The 18,242-nt window shown below is 43.1% G+C and carries 12 protein-coding genes; 5 read left to right on the top strand and 7 right to left on the bottom strand.

Features of this window, described 5'->3' with window-relative positions; translation table 11 throughout:
* Positions 1-73: 73 nt before the first annotated feature.
* The 5 genes from CWO08_RS13115 to CWO08_RS13095 all read right to left on the bottom strand — a co-directional run bounded on the left by CWO08_RS13115 (position 74) and on the right by CWO08_RS13095 (position 9,291).
* Positions 74-1,480 carry a hypothetical protein gene (locus CWO08_RS13115; RefSeq protein WP_102480652.1) on the bottom strand — a complete coding sequence of 469 codons (1,407 nt, stop codon included), beginning with the start codon at positions 1,478-1,480 and terminating at the stop codon, positions 74-76.
* 245 nt (positions 1,481-1,725) lie between these two features.
* Positions 1,726-3,447, bottom strand: coding sequence for a cysteine/glutathione ABC transporter ATP-binding protein/permease CydC (gene cydC, locus CWO08_RS13110; protein ID WP_108020605.1), 1,722 nt, complete (start codon positions 3,445-3,447; stop codon positions 1,726-1,728).
* A complete protein-coding gene (gene cydD / locus CWO08_RS13105) occupies positions 3,440-5,224 on the bottom strand; it encodes a cysteine/glutathione ABC transporter permease/ATP-binding protein CydD (RefSeq protein ID WP_108020604.1) in 1,785 nt (594 codons plus the stop codon). Before cydD ends, cydC begins: the two co-directional genes overlap by 8 nt.
* 161 nt (positions 5,225-5,385) lie before the next feature.
* The gene (trxB, locus tag CWO08_RS13100) at positions 5,386-6,345 is read right to left on the bottom strand and encodes a thioredoxin-disulfide reductase (RefSeq protein ID WP_004733400.1); all 960 of its coding nucleotides are present in this window, start codon (positions 6,343-6,345) and stop codon (positions 5,386-5,388) included.
* A 306-nt stretch (positions 6,346-6,651) separates the two neighbouring features.
* Entirely contained in the window at positions 6,652-9,291 is a 2,640-nt protein-coding gene (locus CWO08_RS13095) for an SIR2 family protein (protein WP_108020603.1), read from the bottom strand.
* Between the two features lie 922 nt (positions 9,292-10,213).
* Between CWO08_RS13095 and CWO08_RS13090 the strand changes: the two genes are divergently transcribed.
* Both CWO08_RS13090 and CWO08_RS13085 read left to right on the top strand, forming a co-directional pair.
* The gene (locus CWO08_RS13090; RefSeq protein ID WP_029405418.1) at positions 10,214-10,870 is read left to right on the top strand and encodes a 2OG-Fe dioxygenase family protein; all 657 of its coding nucleotides are present in this window, start codon (positions 10,214-10,216) and stop codon (positions 10,868-10,870) included.
* Positions 10,854-12,089, top strand: a complete 1,236-nt coding sequence (locus tag CWO08_RS13085; protein WP_108020602.1) for a cysteine desulfurase-like protein — start codon at positions 10,854-10,856, stop codon at positions 12,087-12,089. The genes CWO08_RS13090 and CWO08_RS13085 overlap by 17 nt, the downstream gene beginning before the upstream one ends.
* A 148-nt stretch (positions 12,090-12,237) precedes the next feature.
* Here CWO08_RS13085 and CWO08_RS13080 read toward each other — a convergent pair whose 3' ends face one another.
* The gene (locus CWO08_RS13080) at positions 12,238-12,909 is read right to left on the bottom strand and encodes a type 1 glutamine amidotransferase domain-containing protein (protein WP_108020601.1); all 672 of its coding nucleotides are present in this window, start codon (positions 12,907-12,909) and stop codon (positions 12,238-12,240) included.
* A 211-nt stretch (positions 12,910-13,120) separates the two neighbouring features.
* Between CWO08_RS13080 and CWO08_RS13075 the strand changes: the two genes are divergently transcribed.
* A complete protein-coding gene (locus CWO08_RS13075) occupies positions 13,121-14,005 on the top strand; it encodes a LysR family transcriptional regulator (RefSeq protein WP_107898982.1) in 885 nt (294 codons plus the stop codon).
* A 309-nt stretch (positions 14,006-14,314) separates the two neighbouring features.
* Positions 14,315-15,607 (top strand): sensor domain-containing diguanylate cyclase, encoded by a 1,293-nt coding sequence (locus tag CWO08_RS13070; protein ID WP_048669273.1) that lies wholly within the window; start codon positions 14,315-14,317, stop codon positions 15,605-15,607.
* 110 nt (positions 15,608-15,717) lie between these two features.
* Here CWO08_RS13070 and CWO08_RS13065 read toward each other — a convergent pair whose 3' ends face one another.
* Positions 15,718-16,542, bottom strand: a complete 825-nt coding sequence (locus CWO08_RS13065) for a DUF2797 domain-containing protein (RefSeq protein ID WP_017063586.1) — start codon at positions 16,540-16,542, stop codon at positions 15,718-15,720.
* Positions 16,543-16,844: 302 nt separating this feature from the next.
* Here CWO08_RS13065 and CWO08_RS13060 point away from each other — a divergent pair, with 302 nt between their 5' ends.
* Positions 16,845-18,140 (top strand): GGDEF domain-containing protein, encoded by a 1,296-nt coding sequence (locus tag CWO08_RS13060; RefSeq protein ID WP_048659547.1) that lies wholly within the window; start codon positions 16,845-16,847, stop codon positions 18,138-18,140.
* The last annotated feature ends 102 nt before the right edge of the window (positions 18,141-18,242 follow it).

Here is an 18,242-nt window from a genome sequence, read left to right as displayed (position 1 = left end):
AAATTTAAAGCCGAATGTGATTGTCACATTCGGCTTTTTTGTGCTTATTCGTTAGAGGATTAGGCACCAAGAACTAGTTGTTCGGGTAACCTGGGAACTTTGCTTTAAGGTTCGCGCGAGTAGGGAAGTATTTCTCCATAAACTTCACCATCTCAGGGTCGTTCGCTTGAAGCTCTGTGAAGGTTGCAGAACTTAGCTCTTGAGCACGATAGCCTTTGTAGTTCACGTCGTAGTAGGCATACAGAGAGTAAGCTAAATACTCTTGATCGTATGACTCAGCATCTAAATCAGCCTCGACAATCGTTGAGTCTTTCCCATTTGGAAAGTAAGAGCCCGCAAGAATCGCTTTTTCATTCAGCTCATCGAGTTCTTTTTGCATCACACCCCACTTTGATGAAGGTGATTGCACCGCTAAATTCATCACACCGTAGTCGTGTACAAAGTGAATGATCTCTTCAAACGCAGCGTCTCGTTGATTTGCTAAGCCCGGCTTGTTTTCGCCTGCTGTAGTATCTGTCGTCTCAGTGGCGAATAGATCTTGGAAGCGGTAGTTTTCATCTAAGTAATCGCCCGCACCTCTGTTAGCCCAATCATCATCGTAAAAGAACGCCATCGCAGCTTTGCTGTCGTAGATCGCCTTGGTCACTTCAGCTGGGAAGTTATCAAGGTAGTACTGCATGATCTTCTTAACGTGCGCAACTTTGGCCGTGCCGTCATTCTGTGTTTTGTCTTCGATCAGTAACGGGATCTTGTACCCATGAGCTTCTACGCAACTGCGTTGCTTGATGCCATTGTTAAGCAAGTCGCCTGTTGTGTCTGAAATAACAGAACAATCACTCGTTGGTACACGAGCGAACGTCTCTGAAGCACTTTGAGCAAAGCTTGGAACAAATTGGATAGCGTTGCTTAGGGTGTTACCCACGCGAACGTAAAGGTTCATCGGTCTCATCTGGTCGATATTAAACTTGTCGCCAGTGCTATCGATGATGAATTGCTTGTTGATGGTTACGGTGTCGGCTTTTTTCCAAAGAATGATGTTCTTGATGTTGTTTTCGACTTTCGCAACAGCAAGTTTTTCTGGTGTTGTGGTTGAGTTGAAGTTCTCGTAGTAAATATTAAAGTTTTCAACGTCATACGTTTTACCAGACGAGTTTGTTGCTGTTACTGTGAACGTAATGTCTGCGTCATTTTGAGTCTTATAGTTGCGCTCTGGTACACCATGAACTTGAGCAAAACTGCCGCTTGATTTTAGATTATTACCGTATTGAGTAATATCAACGTTCACGTTTTTGTCTGCGCCATTTTTAATCGACTTTACGCTGAATTGTAGTGAGTAATTGCTTCCTAAACTAACCACTGAGCTAGCGCTTGATGCATCGATTACATTCTTTGACGCGCTAGTGTTATTGCTGTCGCTGCCGCCGCATGCAGTGAGCATCGTAGTCAGAACAAGAGTTGGAATTGTGAGTTTGTATACCATAGGGGACCAAGTTATCTGCAAGCTATAAAGCCTGCATGTTACAAGAAATGGCATTTGTTCTTAGTAAGCTTTAGTAAGCTTTTGTAAGCAATGTATTAGCAAGACTTACAAATTAGTGGGTTGTTATTTGTTTAGGTTATTGGTTGAGGGTTGTTCGGACTAGAATTACAGGCATAAAAAAGCCCGAGTATGAACTCGGGCTTTGAATGGTTTTCTTTATAGCTTAAAGAGAAGCTATAAAGGGGCTAGATTGCCTGACGAAGTTGGAAATAACGTCCTTCTTCGTTTAACAGTGTCTCATGAGAGCCGTTTTCAACAATCTCGCCTTGTTCAATCAGAACGATAGAATCCATCGACTCCAGACCAATCAAACGGTGCGTAATGAAGATAACCGTCTTGCCTTCAAAGTGCTTCTCGAACAGAGCCATGATGCTCTGCTCAGTTTGCTTATCTAAGCCTTCTGTTGGCTCATCAAGAAGCAGGATAGGGGCATCATGAAGGATTGCACGTGCAATACCAATACGGCGCTTCTCACCACCAGACAGTTGACGACCACCGTCACCTAACCAGCTATCAAGTGCAGTATTCTCAAGCAGCTTCTCTAGGCCAACGTCTTTAAGAATGTTAGCTAGGTGATCATCATTGGCATCTGGCTTTGCAATCAGCAAGTTGTCACGCAGAGTGCCATTTAAGATGTCGACACGCTGGCTTACCACACTGATCGATTCACGCAGTTGTGATTCATTCCATTGTGTTAGCTCAATACCCGCGATAGAGATGTAACCCTTTTTCGGGTCCCAGTAGCGAGTTAGAAGCTGAATCAGTGTCGATTTACCAGAACCCGTTTGGCCCACAATTGCGACTTTATTCGTAGCAGGGATAGTTAGGTCAACAGCGTTCAGAACACTGCGCTCAGAGTCAGGGTAGTTGAACGTCACGTTCGAGAACGTAATATCAAGCGGCTTGTTGATGTCGAGTTTCTCTTCCGCGAACTGAACTTCAGGTTCTGACAGAATTACTTCATTCAAACGACGTGCAGAAGACAGAGTCTGACCTAAATGCTGGAACGCGCCTGCAATAGGCATCAATAGTTCAAAACTTGCCATAGTAGCGAACGCCATTAGCGCGATGAACGGGTCTGGAGCATTGCCGCCCACACCATCTGCCGCAAGCCAAAGCATAAGAACCAGCGTCAAACCGTTGAACAGCATGAGCGCAGCTGAAGCCATACCGGTTAGGTTAGCGTTCACAAACTGATTCGCCATTAGCTTGTGTTGTGTTTCTAGAATCGCATTACGGTAACGCTCTTCTGCACCGAACAGAGTCAGTTCGCTGTAGCCTTCAATCCAATCCAGAGTGGTAACACGAAGGTCTGCTTTGTTCTGTGTCAGCTCACCACCGTTACGTTTACCCAACTTGTAGAACAAGATAGGCCAAACTAGCAGCATGATCAGAAGGATAGAGCCTAAGATTAAACCAAGCGAACTATCGAACCACATCAAGAACAGCGTCAGGAAGAAGATACCCAACACACCAACCGTCACTGGGCTTACTAAGCGCAAGTACACGTGGTCCATAGCGTCGACATCCGCAACCAAGCGGTTTAGTAGGTCGGCGTCACGAAGGTTTGAAATACGACCTGGGATCAGCGGAGCCAGCTTCTTGAAGAAGAAGATACGCAGATCAGTCAGTAGCTTGAATGTCGCATTGTGGCTCACAACACGTTCGCCCCAACGACCCGCAGTACGGCTCATTGCCAAACCACGTACACCGCCACCCGGCAGCATGTAGTTGAAGGTTTCACGTGCAATCGTAAGGCCAGCAACCGCAGAAGCTGAAATGAACCAACCCGATAGCGTTAACAAGCCGATAGAAGCCGACAGAGTAGCAAAAGCCAATAGCATGCCTAGCGATAGGCCGAACCAATGCTTTTTATAGAGTTTCAGGTAAGGCAGTAAATCACGCATCTAAATTACCCTTATTGTCTTGTTGAGCTAAGTTCGCGTTAAGCATCTCTTCGAATAAACCACCCGCAGTCGAAAGCTGAGAGTAATGACCTTGTTCCACAAGACCACCATCGCGCATAACCAGAATGTTATCGACCGATTGAAGAGGAGCAAGTTGGTGCGTCACAAGCAGGGCAGTGCGACTTTCGATGTTGCTGTTAATGCCTTTCATCACGAGCTGTTCACTGCGAGTATCTAGGCTGGCAGTAGGTTCATCTAATAACCAGAATTGGCCGTCTTGAATCATTGCACGAGCCAAAGCTAAACGCTGAGATTGACCAACAGATAGGCCACCTGAACGATCAGAAATCATGTAATCCAAGCCATGCTCGTTTACAAATTCGTTAGCAAAAGATTGCTCTAGTGCGTTTTGAACAGTTTGGTCAGTGATATCTTGCTTACCTAGAGTGACGTTGTCACGAATGCTGCCGTGAAGCAACAGTGGGTTTTGACCAACCCAGCTGATCGTCTTGCGCCAAGATACCAAGTCTAAATCACGCAGTTCAATGCCATTGATTTTCAAGCTTCCTTCATAAGGCATGAAACCAAGAATAGCGTTGATCAAACTCGTTTTACCCGCACCACTTGGGCCAACTAACGCAGTCGACTGTCGAGTGTTAAGCGCGAACGAGATAGGACCAACCAATTGAACACCTTCAGGGCTTAACACTTTGAGATCTTGAGCTTCAATATTGATGCCTTGAGCCGGGTCGAGCTGAGTGTCGCCTGATTTAACCTTAGTGATGTCTGTTTCTAGGAACTCGACAATACTTTCAGCTGCGCCAACCGCTTGTTGCTTCGCGTGGTAGAAAGTACCTAAGTCACGCAGAGGTTGGTAAAACTCTGGCGCTAAGATAAGGATAAACAAACCAGCGAATAGCGTAATGCCTGCACCGTAGTGGCCAAAGTTCAGCTCACCAATGTAGGTGAAACCAAAGTAAACCGCCGTCATTGCGATAGAGATAGACGTGAAGAATTCAAGCACAGCAGAAGACAAGAAAGCGATCTTCAATACATCCATGGTACGCGTTCTGAACACCTCAGATGCACCTTTCAATACTTCTGTTTCAGAGCTAGTGCGGTCAAAAAGACGAATGGTTGTCATTGACTGCAAACGGTCGTAAAAGTGACCTGAAAGACGTTGCAGTGCTTTGAAGTTTTTACGGTTTGCATCGGCTGCTTTCATACCAACCAATGCCATGAACATCGGCACCAGTGGCGCAGTAATCAAGAAGATCAGACCTGCTGCCCAGTTAACTGGGAACACCACGACCAAAATAATGAATGGAATCATTACCGACAGAGACATCTGAGGTAAGTAACGAGAGAAGAAGTCTTGCATGTCTTCTACTTGCTCTAGCAACAGCGTTGCCCACGTACCGGCAGGTTTACCTTTAATGTAAGCAGGGCCTAACTCGCGTAACTTATCAAGGATGAGTTGCCTGATGTAGACACGGATTTGTTCACCACAGCGATAACCTGCGATTTCACGTCCCCATGTACAGCCAGCACGGCCAACGACCGATAATGCCAAGCCTGCGAAATGACCAACCAGTTCAGATTTATCGACATTCTCGATGATAAGCTGGTGAAGAATAGAGGCGAGAAGAGCTGCTTGAGCAATTAAAAACACGCTTGAAAGTACGCCAAGGCTAATCGCAATCATAAGCCAGCGTTTCGCTAACTTACTCTGTTGCTTAAGCCACTTGTTCAAGCTGCGTTGTTTTTTCTTATCCATTATGAAGGCTTAATGATAATTATTATTTGTTGAGGGCGGCTAGTATACAAAAGAAAGCCCAGTGGATATACCACTGGGCTCTAGGGATTTACAACAAAATGTGATGACGCCCTGCATCTACTGAGGCGAGAGCACCGATAATCAAATCTGCAATCTCAGATTTACTTATCGTTAAGGCCATCTAGGAAGCGTTCAGCATCCAGTGCAGCCATACAACCTGTACCAGCAGAAGTGATTGCTTGGCGGTAGTTGTGGTCCATTACGTCACCCGCAGCGAATACGCCAGGGATGCTTGTCTGTGTCGCGTTACCTTCAAGACCAGACTGAACGATGATGTAGTCATCTTTCATGTCGACTTGGCCTTTGAAGATTTCAGTGTTTGGCTGGTGACCGATAGCAATGAACGCGCCCATTACTTCGATATCTTCTGTCTTATCAGACTGAGTATCTTTAATACGAACGCCCGTTACGCCCATGTCGTCGCCTAGAACTTCGTCTAGTGTGCGGTCAGTGTGAAGAACAATGTTGCCGTTCTCGACTTTGTCCATTAAACGCTTAACAAGAATCTTTTCAGCGCGGAACGTGTCACGACGGTGAACTAGGTGAACTTCAGACGCGATGTTAGATAGGTAAAGTGCTTCTTCAACTGCTGTGTTACCACCACCAACAACCGCTACTTTCTGGTTGCGGTAGAAGAAACCATCACACGTTGCACAAGCAGAAACGCCGCGGCCTTTGAATGCTTCTTCAGAATCTAAACCTAAGTACTTAGCTGATGCACCCGTTGAGATGATCAACGCATCACACGTGTACTCGCCAGAATCGCCTTTAAGACGGAAAGGGCGGTTTGAAAGGTCGACTTCGTTAATGTGGTCGAACAGGATCTCTGTTTCAAAGCGCTCTGCGTGCTCTTTCATGCGATCCATTAGAGCTGGACCCGTTAAACCTTCAGCATCACCCGGCCAGTTTTCCACTTCTGTTGTGGTTGTAAGCTGACCACCTTGCTGCATACCTGTAACCAGTACTGGGTTTAGGTTTGCACGAGCAGCGTAAACTGCAGCTGTATAGCCAGCAGGGCCAGAACCAAGAATCAATAAATTACAGTGCTTTACGTCGCTCATGAGGACTCCGAAATTGAAATTGTTTTTATTTATAATCGCTTAGGATTGTATGGAAAATATGGAGGCAATAAAAGTGTAAACAAGGGCTGAAGTGTAATTAATCGTTATAGTTTAGAACTTAATCGAGACAAACGTTTTCGTGGCTGGAAGTTCAGTGAAAAAACTTAAAGGCTTTAGGCTTTAGGCTTTAGGGTTTTGGAGTGCAGGGTCTTTTAGTGTTGCTACACCACTTCTCCGGCTCGTTGGAGAAGTGGTATTTTTGAAAAACGATATGTTATACGGGCAAAAACACGTGTTTCTAATTGTTTATGCCACAGACGTAAGAGTTACTTGTTTTTCGGCTATATCTTCAAACGGGGTTAGATAACTTGAGTCAACGATTGGCCAAGATTTAAAAAGTCGTAACTTCATAGGGTCATGTTCAATATTTGCCTTAATGATTCTTTTAGCGTCAGTTTCTTGGCCAAGTAGAATATATGCGCATATTTTTACGTGGTCACTAGAGTCATTTGCCACAACGGTTCTCAATTTTACTTTGTCTACTTCTTTTCCTGAGAACTTTATACCAGCTTGCGCATTAACAATAACAATATGTTTATCATCTTGATCATCAATTTTGTCGATATGATTTTCGACAAAAGCATTTAACTTTGAATACTCTTCTTGTAGTAACAATATGAATGCTTTATTTGTAATATATTCATCTGTTGTCATCCCAGATTTATGCCCTGCATCACAACTATCAAGAGCTTCATCTAACTTGGACTCATATATTAAAATATCACAGTAGATAGATTGGTATTCTGAAGATGAAATCATACTTTTAACACTTTCTAGAAAGTCTCTACAGAAGTTTGCGTCACCAAGATGTTTTATACCCATGTTAGTGATTTTCTTTGCTAAATTATATGCATCTTTACACTTGCTAGCTGCAATTAGATGATCTTTAAATGCATTGTAATCACTATCAATATTAAAGCTAATTATTGCTTGTAGGACTCTGTAACTTGCAGTTCGTTCCTTGTCTTCAAAACCTACTATTGAGGGGGAGTTAAACAATTCTAACAGATTTTTCTTGTGATCAGTTTCTTTATCGGGCTTAGATAATAACTCAATATAAATTAGGCATATGAAATCAATTAGTATTCGCTTCCTACGTAGTCTTGAACAGGAGTAACTAGTTACCATATCATTTAGAGAGTCTTTTAGAGAATTCTCAATAAAACGCTTAGCTAATGAGCTTATTCTTAGCCTATAACAGCTTATGTGATTGGGGTTGATCAATTTAGCTTTATCGATAGTATCTTTTACTATAGATTTTAAGTCTTTAACGGCTTTTTGATCGTTTTTATTGTTATATTTTATTGCCAACACATCAAGTTTTAACAACCAAGCACTGTTTTCTAAAGATGGATTAAGAATTAAGCTTCGCTCAACTAAGTCTAATACTTCGTTAATGTTAAATGTTGGTGCATCAGAGCTATTAATATCTTTTATAGCTCTTCTTACAACATGGTTGTTAAAAGACGATATGTTTTTAAAACGATCAAGAAAAGGTTTCAGGAACTGACAGGTTTCGTTAACACCTTCGTAAATGCTTCCCTTTAGAATATAGTACTCGCTATTGTACTCATCTAAATCAATGAGCTTGTCACAGTAGTCTAAAGCCTCCTTTCTATGATTCATTACATCACAAATATAGACAAGCTTTCTCAAGTATCTAATTTTTAAATATGTACTATCAGCATTTGATAAGTGACTTTCAGCCAATGATTTTGCGTGTTCATATTTTTCTGATTTTACTAAAGTATCGATTTTTAGAAGAAAGTTAAACTCGGACTCTGAGATGTGGCCAATATCATTCTCATCAGTGTTATTTAACTCCCTTATTGAGTTAGATATATCAAGCTCATTCTTGTGTTTTTTTAAATTAGCGAGGTCTTTAGATATGTGTACCGAAGAGGCGGCCAACCCAGATTTATCTTTAGTAAAGCTCTCAACTATGCGCTCTTGCTTAGATTCGGATAGGTTATCCTTTATAGGTAGCGCCCCTTTAATATTGTGATGAAGCTCTGCGAGAATGTTGTCAAACCCTTCAATTTCCACCCAATAAACTCTCTCTCGCCACAGTAACTTTCTTAGTTCTGGGCTTATTTGATCTCCTTTTCTTACGCACCAATAAATACCGTTCTTAAAATACTCTTCAGATTTCAATAAGTGGTTGATGACATCCATGATTGAACGATCATGGCCAGCATAACCCATAACGATTAATCCATACTCTTTAGAGAATTCTATAAACTTATTCTTGATGTTAGATTCCAATGACTCAGTTTCACGTAAAGTGCTTTTAATGTCATCGAATAAATAGTCACCATGTAATTTGATGATTTTGGGTCTAGTAGAGCTGATGCTCAATGATTGAACACTAGAATCATGCGCGCAAACTAAAGGCCGGTGGTGAGAGAATTGATAGAAGGCCTCATTGATTAAGTCGTCGAAATTAGTTGTAAAAATTGTATCAAAGTAACGATTGTTGCTGTCAGCTAGAGAAGCTAAATAAGCATAACCTATTGATGGAGTTGCTTTATCTACTTCCATTTCAACAAACCTTCTTCGTTGTGAAGGAAGGTCAAATTTCTTTTCGAATAGAGCAGAGTACTCATTTGCTTCAGTATACCAAGCCCCCTCATTAGATATCAGGTATTCTTTTGCTTTTTCATCCGATTCAAAAGGAAGCCTGCTATACATTTCAAATAAATCTTTCCTCCACTCTCGAACCAAAGCTTGTCCGCTACGGATACCAGAAGTGACTGATGCACCAGCTCCAAGCAATAAACTGTAATTTGGGCATGTATCACTGACGCGTGTACTTATGTATGAAGTTAAATCCTTTACACTACGTTCTTTATGAGACAACTCTTTTCTTAAATCTTCAAATCGCATTATGCATCTCTAGGCTATTATAACTCGGAATATTATACTGTATGCCTAAGTGAATATGATAGAGATCAAAAGCGCAAAATATAAAAGAAATCGGAGCTACTTGTCTGATAATTAGTTTAGTTTCCTCTAGGCACAATACTTTGGCTCACAAAGAAAGTACTAGAGCTATTGATACTTTTAGGTGTAGAACGTGAATAACAAAAGGTTTAATAGATGACGTTGTATCCACGTGTTAAACCAGAGTTTCTTAACTAATGCCTGATGTTATAGTTCCGCCCGTTGTTGTGACTTTTAAAAAAGTTTTAGCAGTACGAAGAACCTATGTAACTATCTCTCACGTGATTTCACCTTAAGCACCTCGGGACCAAAAGAACAATCAACTCGCTCTCTTAAAAGAAATGAACCATTTGGGGCGGCCGAGTTCCCCCCGAACTCGACCTGTTCCAGACGCGCAAGCAAAGGCGTTTGGTTTCTGGCGTACTCATAAATTAACCAATTTCAGTTTGTTGTGTAAATAATCAATAGCTTGCCAACTGATAGGTAGGTCGTATTTCGCTGTGCAAAAGTATAGAAATGAATGATGGTGAATGTAATGCCTGAACTCATGCAAGGAGGCTGGCGTATTGAAGCTAAAGGGCTGACACAATATGAAACACCACTTGCTAGTTAATGATATCGTTAAATTTAAATTTTCAGGGATTTATAACTAGCTAGTGGAGTGTGCTAGTTTTAAGAGTTGGTCATCTTTCATTCTGGTGTAATGCACTGCTTTTGAATTTAAAGTTGGATTTAGTATCTGAATTATTAAATCTGACGGGATAAATGATTGTTTAATGTTGATTTGGCAAGATCTTCAAGTATCCTTTATGTAAACAAAACGTTAAATATCGAAAGTTAATTAACAATCATTAAGGAGTCGATGATGTTACATGCTCACGAAAATACCCTACATATTACCCACCTCAGTAACCACGCAGTTGAGGAGTTGTCACCGTCATTCTCTAAGCTTCCAAGCACAGAGCATGCGGATGGTCAGTTTCGATTGAGAAGGTACTCGGTGGTTCAATTCAGTAATGGACAAGTCGTAGAGCTAGACAAACATAACTTTGTTCAGTCTGAAGACATTAATCACTTTCAAGGTGACGTTGTTCGTCAGTTCGAGCCAATTGAAGCACCAATCTTAAGCAGCGAAGGCATGCAAGAGATGTGTGAACTGTTTATTGAAACCAATGGGCTTGAAGACGGACAAGAAATCGAAATCCACCAAATCCGTATCGCTGCCATTTTTGAAGAGACGCAGGTTGCGCCAGAAGGTGTTCACCAAGACGGCTTCGACCACATCGCTTTAATTGGTGTTAACCGTCATAACATTGTGGGTGGCGAGATCATGCTGTACCAAGATTCCCATGAAGCACCATTCTTTAGAAAAGTGCTTGAAGACGGTGAAGTCGCAATGCTGGCCGACAGCAAGCTTTGGCACAACGCACAGCCGATTCGTACCATAGACCACGATGAGATGGGCTATATGGATGTGTTTGTTCTAACGGCTAAGGATGCGCGTAATGTCCTTCACTCTTAATAATGTGCGCCAGCAGTTTAGCGCGCTAGGCCAATACCATAACGGTAAGCCGGTGACCTTTTTTGATGGGCCGGGTGGCTCTCAGGTTCCTGAAAATGTTTTAGCATCCATGACGGAATACCTAGGGCACTTTAATTCAAACCTAGGCGGTCATTACTTTTCTAGCCAAAAGACTACAAGCTTAATGCAGCAAGCGAGAGAAGCGGCACAAGCGCTACTCAATGCTGAGTCTTCTGGCAACGTTGTGTTCGGTGCGAATATGACGTCGTTGACCTTCCAACTGAGCCGAGCGATCAGTCGCGATTGGAAAGAGGGCGATGAAGTTATCGTCACTGCTTTAGATCATTATTCGAACGTGTCGAGCTGGCAGCAAGCGGCAGACGACAAAGGTGCGATTGTTCGACAAGTTCGTGTCGACGAGTCGGATTGCAGCCTAGACATGGCGCATTTTGAATCGCTGCTTAACGAGAAAACCAAGCTTGTCGCGGTGACGTTTGCTTCGAACACCACGGGTTCGATTGTTGATATGGCGAAAATTATTGAGCTTGCACATCAGCATGGTGCGCAGGTTTATGTTGATGCTGTGCATTACGCTCCTCATCACTTGATCGATGTTCAACAACTGAATTGTGACTTCTTAGCGTGTTCGGCTTATAAGTTCTTCGGCCCGCATGTAGGTATTGCTTACATTGCACCTCAATGGCTGCATACGTTAAAGCCATACAAGGTAGAGCCTGCCACTAACATTGGCCCAGGCCGATTTGAAACGGGTACGCAAAGCTTTGAAGGCCTTGCCGGTGTAATTGCGGCGGTTGATTACTTGGCGCAGTTTGGTGAGCCAACAGATTCACTGCGTTCTCGTTTAGAGCAAAGCTACGCGCTTTATAACAAGCATGAAAGCCAGCTTAGTGAGTACTTCCTTAAACGCTTGTCTGATCTCGAAGGGGCAAAGCTTTACGGGAAAACAGAGTTTGACTCGAATCTAAGAACGCCAACATTTGCCATCACCTTTGATAATCACTCTCCAGAGTTTATCGCTAAGAAGCTGGGCGAGCATAATATCTGTGTGTGGAATGGACACTTCTACGCGCTAGGTTTGGTGAAGCAGCTGGGTATCGAAGAGCAGGGCGTGGTGCGTATTGGTTGTATGCATTACAACTCGATTGAAGAGATCGACTTGCTGTTCAATGTGCTTGAAGGGATCTTGCGAAGCCATTAGCAAGCAGTCACTAGCACTTAATAGCTAAAGAATTAGAAAAGAGCATACTTCTCTCATGAACATTGAGTAGGAAGTATGCTCTTTTTCGTTTCACAGCGCTTATTACTTATTTACGTAACGCCAGTGATTCGATTAAGACCGCTTTTAATCAAGAAAGCTGCTCAACAATGGCTACACCCACCGCGTGTGCGCTAGTCGGGTTTTGGCCTGTAATCACTCGCTCATCAACAATCACAAGCTCTTGCCAAGGTTGAACCTTGTTGAAACGCGCTGCGCTACGAGCAAGCGACTCTTCCAGTAGGAATGGAATGTCGTTGATGGTGCCAAAGTCGATCTCTTCTTCACGTGTAAAGCCTGTCACTGATTTAGAGCTTAGTAGCTTCTCGCCGTTGCTCAGTACGATAGGAAGTAGGGCTGCAGGGCCGTGACATACCGCCGCGACAATACCACCATCTTCATAATGCTTTGCTGCGATGCTAGCGAACTGTTCGTTGGTTGCTAAGTCTGAAAGCAAGCCAAAACCACCTGGATAGAAGATAGCATCGTAGCTTTCTGCATTGATTTGGCTTACTGGAATCGTGTTGTTAATGCGGTTTTGGAAATCATCATCCGCCAAGATATCAGCGTTAACCACGTCTCCCTCAATATCCGTTCCGTAGAGTGGCGCTTTGCCACCATTGATAGAAGCGATGTCGTATTCGAATCCAGCAGCCATGATCTCTTTCAGAGCGTGGGTAAGTTCTGGAGCGTAAGTTCCGTTAGCTTGGTCTGTATCGCCAAGTGTTGCGTGGTTCGTTACTGGAATTAGTATTTTTTTCATGATTCATCCCTTGAGCTGCTGTTTTTTATTTAGAAACGATGCCTGTAGTTAGATGCTGACGCTTTTTGTTAAGCGCTAGGTATCGTGTTGTTACTTAGCTATCGCCGTCTTGTTGTATCTAATACTAGTTCCAAACCAATTAGGTGATAATATACTAAACAGGCAAAACATTGTTGCTATATAGCAAAGATAAGATACGGGTAGATTAAGTATGGACAGCTTTGAAGGTATTAATGAGTTTGTTGCGGTAGCCGAGTGTCACGGCTTTTCTGCAGCAGCAAAACAGTTGGGTTGCAGTACTAGTCATGTCAGTCGCCAAGTTTCAAGGTTGGAAGAGAGAGTTGGCGTGGCGTTGCTTGCGCGTTCAACACGGATGGTGAGCCTGACCGAATCGGGTCATACCTATTATCAGCAGTGCAAAGACTTGGTCATTGGGCTGCAACAAGCGAATGAACAAGTCACGTCTCAACAAACTCAGCTTAGCGGTACATTACGTGTTAGTGCTGCGGGTGCATTTGCAGAAAATCATGTTGCGACAGCGCTGATGGAATTTGCCAAAGATCATCCTGAACTCACCATAGAAATGAACTTCAATACTAAGATGGTGAACTTCATCGAAGATGGTATCGACTTTGCCATTCGTTATGGTCGATTAGACGATTCAGGGCTGGTGGCAAGAAAGTTGGTCGATCGTCCAATGGCGGCTGCAGCCAGTAAAGACTATATAAAGCAATTTGGTTCGCCTACTCATCCAGAGCAGTTGAAAATGCATAGCTGTATTATCGCTAACAGTGATCAGTGGTTATTTGAGAAAGAGGGAAAATCGTTAAATGCAGTACGAGTACATGGGCGCTGGCGCAGTAACAATTCGAGCGCAGTACTCAAAGCATGTGAAGAGGGACTTGGGATTGTTTATCTTCCTAAAAGTAGTTTCAATGGCGGTCTGACTAATGGAAAGCTGGTCCCGGTGCTTGAAGAATATTGGGGAGCAGGAACCAGCAGTTGGGTCGTATACCAAAACCGTCGTTTTTTACCCCAAAGAGCACGACTGGCGATCGACTTCTTAGTCGCTTACTTTTCGGATTGGAATGAATAAGCGACAAGGTGTCAAGCTGGCAGCCAACAAGACAGAAGTTAATACTGAACGGGATTTGAAAAGAGTCGTGATTAACTCTAGCTACGTACTTTAAAGCCGAAAACAGAAAAGTTAATGCTTACATAGATATACGTTATCTTTTTTTGTTTTTTGACGCGCGTAATAGGATTGAGATGCTTGTCTACTTTTGATAACTCGTGTTAGTGATTGAATTGTAGAGAAGCCCGCAACAGTACGATATACTAGATACCATATTAATGTCCCTAACGCGTGAAAGATTCTGTGGAAGCGTTGGCAGGATGTGTTGTTATGCTCCAGTTTATGAAGTGTAGCGAGAGTGCGGAGTTGGCAATGTCTTCAATAAATTTCGAATCCACGTACGGTGTGATAACTATTCAAGATATGAATGTAGTTAGTGTTGACGCTAACTACGCTCGCATCTATGGATACCAATCGCCCGAAGAACTACTTTCTAATATCGATAGCTTTCTAGATTTAATCTCAGAAGATTACCATGTTCTAGCTTATCAAAATTACCTTGAAACGGTGAGTGGTCAACGAGACCCTCAGGTTCATACCTATACCAATGTTGATCGTAATGGCAGAGAGTTCACCGTGTTTTCTATCGACCATGTGACGGAGTGGCAGGGAAGGCCTGCACTGCAAGTAACGGTTATCGATCTTTCCCCTGCGATTCAGCTGCAAAATGCGGTGCGTGAGCAAGATAAGATGTATCACGACATGATCATGCAATCAGGGCAGGGAATCTTGGTTCACCGAGATTTTAAACCTTTGATGGTCAATCAATCGTGGGTCAAATTACAAGGTGGATCGTCCATAGAGCAAGTATTAGCGCTGGATTCGATCCTTGAGTTGGTACCCAAGCAGAACACTGATGGCATCAATAAGCATTATCATGCGCTTATGTCTGGTGAGTTGTCTGGAACGAGCACTGTGGTCGAAAACATTGGGTTTGACGGTGTGCATCGATTTTTCAATATTTACGACAATGCGATTACGTGGAAAGGTCAGCCTGCGGTTCAGGTTGTGCTCGAAGATGTGACGCAAAAGGTGATGTTGGAAAAGCAGTTGGTTCACCAAGCTAATTACGATGAAATGACGGATTTGCTCAATCGTAGGGCTATTTATGAATGGCTAAGAGAGCATATTATCTCTGAAAATTACCTTGTGTGTATGTTGTTGGATATCGATGATTTTAAGTCGATTAATGACACTTACGGTCATATGGTCGGTGATGAGGTCATTTGTGCTTTGGCTAATATTGCCAAGCGCAATGCCGATAGAGTGGGTGGAGTCGCAGGCCGTTGGGGTGGTGAAGAGTTCATTATCTTTATCCCAAATGCGTCTCTTGAACTAGCATACGAGGTGTCAGAAGAGATTCGCCAACAGTTCCATCACGTTGAGTTCAAAATTGATGAACAGGTTCGATTTAATTCGAGTGTCAGTATCGGAATCAGTGATAGTCGAGCTTGTGAAGACGGTGTCACTATTGACGCACTCGTGAATTTAACCGATCAGTCTCTCTATCGCGCGAAAGCCAATGGCAAGAATTGTGTCGACGGAGATGTGGTTGCGCTCTAGTATTTGTACGTTGCTTTATTAAAGCTGATCGTCTCATCTGAAATGAAAAATGCCCTGAAGCTAAAGCGTCAGGGCATTTTTGTATCTCACTTGTGATGGCGCTCAGCTTATTAAGCAGAAACCTCAACTTCGTAAGAACCGAATTTACGGATGTTAATCACACCAGTATCCAAGATAAGGTATTGGCCTTTAATGCCTTGAAGTACACCGGTCACCTCAGGGTTCTTATCAAAGTTGTGCGATACAATCTTCACAGGGTGCTGTTCAACGGGGTAGCTCAATGAAGTGATGTTCTCACTTAGAATTTCGATCGCATCGTCACCAAATTTTGCTCTGATCTCTTGGATTTTATCCTCAACCAGTGGTAGCAGCTCTTTTGCTTTCTCTACCAATTCCATATCGTCGCCGTCGCCTTTTAGCAGCGTGCGCCAGTTGGTTTTATCGGCGATGTGTTTTGCTAATTCAACTTCGATAAGGCCAGAAATCTGACGCGTTTTTACCTTCAAGATTGGTAGGCCTTGAGTCGCACCTTGATCAATCCAACGGGTAGGGATCTGTGTATGACGAGTGATACCTACTTTTAGGCTTGATGTATTTGATAGGTAAACGAAGTGATCAACCATGCAGTTCTCTTCACCCCATTGAGGCTCACGACATGTGCCTTCATCGTAGTGGCAAGTCTCCGGTTTCATGATGCACATATCGCAGCTGGCTAGCTTTTTCATGCACACAAAGCAGTGGCCTTGAGAGTAGCTCTTCTTGGTTTTCTTGCCACACGAGCAGCAAAAAATATTGCCCGTGTGAGTGAGGTTGATGGTTTTACCAATCAGAGGGTTTAGTTCTACAAACTCTTCGCCTACAGGCAAACGGTAGGTTACCGCACCATCAAGGGAAGCACTCATCTTCTTGAGTGTTCCTTTCGCTAATAAAGACATGACATTACTCGTTGTATTTTGATTATTATTTCGTCGACTCGAATGCTCTGTAAGCAGCCTGTTCGGTTAACGATGATTATGCGATGAGTATAACAAATGGAGCCTATTTTTATACGCAATAATACTTGATTCTCGGCGTAAATAATCAGCATGAAATGTAAGCATAAAAATATAGTATGACATTTTGTTCAGGCGTGATATAACGTTTTTTAGTGGATTATTGGTATTAAGCTCACTAATTCACGTAACTTATTTTATATCGTAAAATCCCAACTCTAGGGATATAAGCCGGAAGCTTAGACGTGAAGTGGATCCATAAGATTGTTATCTTTCTAGTTATCGCAACACTTGCCATTGTGCAGTATTACCGTGTGAGCGGAAATCGTGTGATAACGGCAATTACGCCAGATAAATATGAGTTTATCGCGACCAGCGATCAAGTTGACAGGGGTGTCAGTACCTCTCAATTATCCTATGAAAATGGCCAATATGTTCTTAACTGTGAGCTAAAGGAATCAGAGTATCCTTGGCCTTACTGCGGCTTATCGATTCGTATCGATCCAGATATAACCACAGGTCTTGACCTTTCCCAGTATCACACTTTTAGAGTGAACATCGATTACCATGCTGAGGCTGACTCAAGCGGCCGTTTGAGAACCTACCTACGTAACTATAACCCTGCTTATTCAGTTCCGGATAACGAGTACACACATAAGTACAACGGGATGGAGTTTTCTCCGGGCGTTGATGGTGGTGTGATTGAGATTCCGATCAAAAACCTGCAAGTAATGACATGGTGGTTAGCTGATAACGACATTGCGCTAGAGCACTCAGCACCCGAGTATTCGAATGTGAATATGGTTGAGTTTGCTACCGCATCTGGTGCGAAGCTTGGCCATCATAGAATCGTTATCCGTAGCATCGAGTTTGAAGGCTCTTACATCACAGGCGAGAGCTTGTTCCTTATTTTACTGTTTGTTTGGGTCGGAACCGGCACGGTGTTCTTGCTTTCTGAATTAAACAGTTCAAGAAAACGTATGCTGATTGCCGAAAAAAGACACCATCACCTTAAGAACGTCAACCGAGCACTGAGAGAGCAAAACTTTGAATTCTCTGAAATGGCACACCGTGATGAGTTGACCGGAATACTAAACCGACACGCGATTCGTGATTGGCTAAAAATGCAGTCTCAGCAGGTTAAGCAGGGGCATGGAAAGCTAAGTATGTTGTATCTCGATATTGACTACTTCAAGAGCGTGAATGACAAATACGGACACCAAATGGGTGACCATATTTTACGCGAGTTTAGCATGGTGGTCGGCAGTTCGATTAGCGCTACCGACAAGTTGGTGAGGTGGGGTGGTGAAGAGTTTATTGTTTTTTGCCCGGAGACTGATCTTGGCGAAGCACAAAGAAAGGCTGAGAAAATCCGACTCTTAGTTAGCCAGCACCTTTGGGTTCATGGCGATCCACTGACATGCAGTATTGGTATCGCTGAGATGAAACAAGAGCGGGTGACTGAGACCATTGCTCGTGCCGATGAAGCTTTATATCAAGCGAAGCATTCAGGTCGAAATCAGGTGATCTTGAGTCACTAATCTGAAAATTGTTTTGATTAGTTTATAAGCCACACGTACATATGTGACGTGTGGCGTTTTTATGGGCGCTAGATGAGTTTAACCTCTAAAGCTTTTGTTGGT

This window comes from Vibrio sp. 10N.286.48.B8, from assembly GCF_003050085.1.
Lineage (GTDB): Bacteria > Pseudomonadota > Gammaproteobacteria > Enterobacterales > Vibrionaceae > Vibrio > Vibrio crassostreae.
Note: the sequence above shows the minus strand (reverse complement) of the source record. Positions and strands in the feature narration are given on the sequence as shown.

Excerpts from the sequence above, each read along its gene's own strand:
- CWO08_RS13115 (WP_102480652.1), bottom strand. The coding sequence starts at position 1,480 with ATGGTATACAAACTCACAATTCCAACTCTTGTTCTGACTACGATGCTC.
- cydC (WP_108020605.1), bottom strand. The coding sequence starts at position 3,447 with ATGCGTGATTTACTGCCTTACCTGAAACTCTATAAAAAGCATTGGTTC.
- cydD (WP_108020604.1), bottom strand. The coding sequence starts at position 5,224 with ATGGATAAGAAAAAACAACGCAGCTTGAACAAGTGGCTTAAGCAACAG.
- trxB (WP_004733400.1), bottom strand. The coding sequence starts at position 6,345 with ATGAGCGACGTAAAGCACTGTAATTTATTGATTCTTGGTTCTGGCCCT.
- CWO08_RS13095 (WP_108020603.1), bottom strand. The coding sequence starts at position 9,291 with ATGCGATTTGAAGATTTAAGAAAAGAGTTGTCTCATAAAGAACGTAGT.
- CWO08_RS13090 (WP_029405418.1), top strand. The coding sequence starts at position 10,214 with ATGTTACATGCTCACGAAAATACCCTACATATTACCCACCTCAGTAAC.
- CWO08_RS13085 (WP_108020602.1), top strand. The coding sequence starts at position 10,854 with ATGTCCTTCACTCTTAATAATGTGCGCCAGCAGTTTAGCGCGCTAGGC.
- CWO08_RS13080 (WP_108020601.1), bottom strand. The coding sequence starts at position 12,909 with ATGAAAAAAATACTAATTCCAGTAACGAACCACGCAACACTTGGCGAT.
- CWO08_RS13075 (WP_107898982.1), top strand. The coding sequence starts at position 13,121 with ATGGACAGCTTTGAAGGTATTAATGAGTTTGTTGCGGTAGCCGAGTGT.
- CWO08_RS13070 (WP_048669273.1), top strand. The coding sequence starts at position 14,315 with ATGCTCCAGTTTATGAAGTGTAGCGAGAGTGCGGAGTTGGCAATGTCT.
- CWO08_RS13065 (WP_017063586.1), bottom strand. The coding sequence starts at position 16,542 with ATGTCTTTATTAGCGAAAGGAACACTCAAGAAGATGAGTGCTTCCCTT.